Origin of the sequence: Blautia sp. CAG:237 (assembly GCF_000436615.1) — a bacterium.
GTDB classification, from domain to species: domain Bacteria; phylum Bacillota; class Clostridia; order Lachnospirales; family Lachnospiraceae; genus Blautia_A; species Blautia_A intestinihominis.
This window is the reverse complement of the sequence record NZ_FR886732.1, coordinates 2,158-6,450: the sequence shown is the minus strand read 5'-3', so window position 1 is coordinate 6,450 and position 4,293 is coordinate 2,158. Positions and strand designations below refer to the sequence as shown.

The 4,293-nt window shown below is 44.8% G+C and carries 4 protein-coding genes and 1 pseudogene; all 5 read right to left on the bottom strand.

Annotated features, from left to right (window positions below; genetic code table 11):
* Positions 1-63: 63 nt before the first annotated feature.
* Positions 64-699 (bottom strand): J domain-containing protein, encoded by a 636-nt coding sequence (locus QZL69_RS07165; RefSeq protein ID WP_022214539.1) that lies wholly within the window; start codon positions 697-699, stop codon positions 64-66.
* The gene (locus QZL69_RS07160) at positions 692-1,537 is read right to left on the bottom strand and encodes a DUF5685 family protein (RefSeq protein WP_022214538.1); all 846 of its coding nucleotides are present in this window, start codon (positions 1,535-1,537) and stop codon (positions 692-694) included. Before QZL69_RS07160 ends, QZL69_RS07165 begins: the two co-directional genes overlap by 8 nt.
* Before the next feature lie 35 nt (positions 1,538-1,572).
* Positions 1,573-1,977, bottom strand: coding sequence for a hypothetical protein (locus QZL69_RS07155; protein ID WP_022214537.1), 405 nt, complete (start codon positions 1,975-1,977; stop codon positions 1,573-1,575).
* 55 nt (positions 1,978-2,032) lie between these two features.
* On the bottom strand, positions 2,033-3,235 hold the full coding sequence (locus tag QZL69_RS07150; protein ID WP_022214536.1) for a class I SAM-dependent rRNA methyltransferase: 1,203 nt from the start codon (positions 3,233-3,235) through the stop codon (positions 2,033-2,035).
* A 251-nt stretch (positions 3,236-3,486) separates the two neighbouring features.
* Positions 3,487-4,293: pseudogene (locus QZL69_RS07145) on the bottom strand (DUF1002 domain-containing protein); the annotation flags it as partial.

Below are 4,293 nucleotides of genomic sequence, written 5' to 3'. Positions count from 1 at the left end.
GGTTTTCATATAATTTATTTGAAGTAGCACAATAGGTTCATTTAGTAATACTGAATAATTTTCTCAGCAGCAGAATACACCGCCGCCCGGACAGCACAGTCCGCAGAGCATATTTGCGATACAGAGCTTCATACAGTAATCGCTTCCATCCACCGGCATTCCGCCAAAAGGATTCTGCTGTTCCTGATACCAGGTTCCGCCGCCCTCCATTCTCTGAAGGAGCATACGATACTGTACATTATCCGGCTCCAGGTTTACCGCTGTCCGGATATCCTCCAGTGCATTGACATTATTTCCAAATCCCATATTTGCCATCGCAGAAAGGTAATACCACTCTCCGTTCCTCTGCTTCAGGGATGAGAGTACATTCATTGCCTCCTGGAAATGACGGTTCTGGATATAATTGGCAGCCGCCTGTCTGCGGATTGCCTCCTCATCCTGGTAAGTGCTGTTCTGACGGCCTGTAAATCCACCGTAGTAGCCGCCTGCATTTCCATAAGAGGAGCCGTATTCCTTTTCTTTCATGATCTGTTCATAAGCCTGCTGGACTTCCTTGAACTTCTCTTCCGCCTGTTCTTTGTTTGGATTATTGATATTTGCATCCGGATGATATTTCCTGCTCAGTTTCCGGTATGCCTTTTTGATTTCTTCATCGGATGCATCCCTGGAAACGCCAAGGACACTGTATGGATCAAACATTTTCTTTCTCCTGCTCTTTCTTCCTCTTACCGGACACTGCTTCAAATCTGCACCAGACTCCGGAATACAGAATATTCCGCAGTATATCGGTATATTTAATAATAGGAAGTTTTTCAAATTCCCGGCAGACCTCTGCTATCATCATGATCAGCATCTGCCGTACCTGTTCATCGAACCCTTCCATTATATAACTTCTGGAAAAAGGATTGTAATTTCCTTTTTTGATATCTTCCTCTACATCATCATAGGCATCCATGAGATAAATAAATTTACCCAGGAAAAAACCCATCCGGCGCAGTGTCGGTTCCCACAGATCTGCCCGATACGCAAAGATCTCCTCCATGATCTTCCCGAAACATCCGGAAATGCAATCGATATTCTCTTCCCCCGCCTTCTCCATCTCAGAAAGTTCATTCAGAAGTGAAACGATCGTGTCGACTTTCTTACGCCACCGCTCTTCTGCATGCTTCTCTTTGCCCCGAAGGAGGTTCCCGTACAAAAGACTCAGAAGCTTCTTCTCGTCTTTCCAGTCATCCTCACATTTATAGTATGCAAGAAAAACATTCATATCTGCGGCATACTCTGTGATCGCATTTTTGCGGACCGGCTGTTTCCGTACAGGGTGGATGATGCATCTCGTCGTTCCCTTCCTTGTCGGCGGCTCATAGAGCCCGCTCAGGAGAAGGATCACAAACGTCATATCATATGTCAGGGAAATCTGTCCTGTCACTCCATAGCGATCCCGCAGTTCTCTGCAGAGACCACAGTAAAAAGAACGATACAGGTCAAAATCCTTGAATTTAATCTCCGGTTTATTCATTACCACATAACCAAACATAAGACCTCCGGCTGTATTCTGATCTCAGATCGTATTCAGCTTTTTTTGATAAATTTCGTGTGGCATTTCGGACAGTCGATCTCTATCTTGCCTTTTCCTCTCGGAATACGGATCTTCTGTTTGCAGTTCGGACAGGAATAAATGTGATATTCCTTTCTCTGCTGCATGATGTTTTTCTCACGGTTGAATTTCTGTCTTATGCCGGATGTAATGGACAGATATTTCTGGTTTTCGGCATAACGCTTCTGTATATCTCTGGAAAGCATTCTGTAATAAGTATAAAGGATCGCAAGAAGGCCAATGGTATCAAACGCCGCGCCGACTCTGTTCCGGATAAACATGGACAGAATGATCATCACAAATGCAACGCCCATCGTAAATCTTGCAAATGCGTCTACTCCATAGCGTCCTTCCATAAACTTGATAAACTTTTCTCTCATGCAAGTCCTTCTTTCTTTAATGAAATGATGTCACTATTATTATGTAAGATTATTTTTATCTGTCACTGCACACCTGGAACACATAAAACTTCAGATAATAAGATTCATCTGAAGACCACAGGATCGGATGATCCGGTGCCTGGGTTCTGTATTCTACCTGGCGCAGTCTCTTGTGTGCATTTCGTGCGGCCTGTCCGATCGTCTTGGTAAAGAGTTCATAATCCATAAAATGAGAACAGGAACAGGTTGCAAGGAATCCTCCATCCCTGACAAGCTTCATACCACGCAGGTTGATCTCTCTGTAACCCTTGACTGCATTCTTGATAGAGCTTCGTGACTTGGTAAACGCCGGCGGATCGAGGATCACAACGTCATATTTCTCGCCCTCTTCTTCCAGTCTCGGAAGCAGTTCAAAAACATCCTCACAGATAAATTTAACTCTGCCGTCCAGTCCATTCAGCTTCGCATTCTCCTGTGCCTGATGAACAGCAAGCTCAGAAGCATCCACGCCGGTAACTTCTCTTGCTCCTGCAATTCCCGCATTCAGTGCAAAAGAACCTGTATGTGTAAAGCAGTCCAGGACTCTCGCATCCTTGCAGAGTTTCTGGATCGCAAGACGGTTGTATTTCTGATCCAGGAAAAATCCTGTCTTCTGTCCGTCCTTGACATCGACCTGATATTTCACTCCATTTTCGACAATCTCAACAAGAGTCGGGAACTCCGGTCCGATGAAGCCCTTGTGAAGTTCCATTCCTTCCTGCTTGCGGACTTTGGCATCACTTCTCTCGTAGATTCCACGGATGTTGATTCCGTCCTCTACAAGAACTTTCCTGATAAGTTCGAGGATCATTTCTTTCCAGCGGTCGATTCCAAGTGCAAGGGACTGTACGACCAGAACATCCTCAAATTTGTCAACTGTCAGACCTGGCAGGAAATCTGCCTCGCCAAAGATCAGGCGGCAGCTTGAAGTATCTGTTACCTTTTTGCGGTATTCCCAGGCATCTCTTACTCTTTTTTCAAAAAAGTCCTCGTCTATATGCTGATTCTCATCTCTGGAAAGCAGACGTACCGTGATCTTGGAATTGGTGTTGATAAATCCTCTTCCAAGCGGATATCCGTCAAAATCATGTACCAGCACGATATCTCCATTTACAAAGCTTCCCATAATACTGGCGATCTCGTTGTCAAAGACCCACATGCCACCAGATTTGAGAAGTCTTCCCTCTCCTTTTTTCAGTGTAACCACTGCAAGACTCATATTATTTCCCCTTTCGGCTATATATTCCCCATCAATTAGTTAGCAAGTTGTTACTGTCCACAGTAACAACAAGATTTCTCTCTATTCTATCACAGATGCTTTTAGATTTCCAGTTTTTCGCAGGGCTCACAAAAAAATCACAGTTTTGCAGTTCTCAAAAAAGCTGCAAAAAGCCGCAGCTTCCTGGTTATTCAGAAAAGCTGCGGCCTGAGGGCTTTGCCTAATGATTAGTACTCTTCGTTGTAGGATTCTTAGTCATAAGACTCCTCATCATAAGAAGTCTCATCTGTAGATTCCTGCTGAGCAGAAGTATCTGTACTCTCACCATAAAGCTGTTCAAAGAACTTCATGGTATCATTGTACAGAGTCTGTCTGTCTTCTGCGGACTGAGCTGCAAGGATATCGTCTGTTGCCGGCTCGGTCTCAATGCTGAAAATCTTCTTCATGTCATTGTTGACCATATTGAGCTGACTGGATACATAGATATCTGTTTCTGATGCTGTATAAGTTGCTCCGCCATCCTTGAGAACATTCAGATATGCCTCAAGAACTTTCTTTGTAAGTTTGGAAGCGGTGTCTGTATCAAGAGTCACGGTCGGCTGCACTGCATTTGGCATTACAGTATTGAGAACTGCGATATCTCCATTGTATTCTCCCTCGCAGAACTGTTCTGCCTGGTCAAACTGTGCCTTTGAAGCATCATCGAGGGAATCTGTATTTAAAGTATCCTCTGTGGAAGCGTCTGTTTCGTATGTCTCATCACCGGTTGCTTCCGGAATTCCTGTACCATCATCGGAACTGCTGTCAGATTCATCTGTACTGGTGTCTGTAGAATCTGTTCCTTCCGGAGTTTCTGTAATTTCTTCGTAATTGTCCTGTGTTCCGTCTTCAGTTGCCTCCGGGATTCCCATGCCATCATCCTCAGAGCCGTCGTCCGGTTCCAGAACGTCATTCATGCCTGTATCCTCTGCAACGCTGGCATCCTCGGTGTAAGATTCCTTGGCGCCATCAAGAACATCGCTGTCTACGTCCTCGGTGATATCTTCGCCGTCACTGGA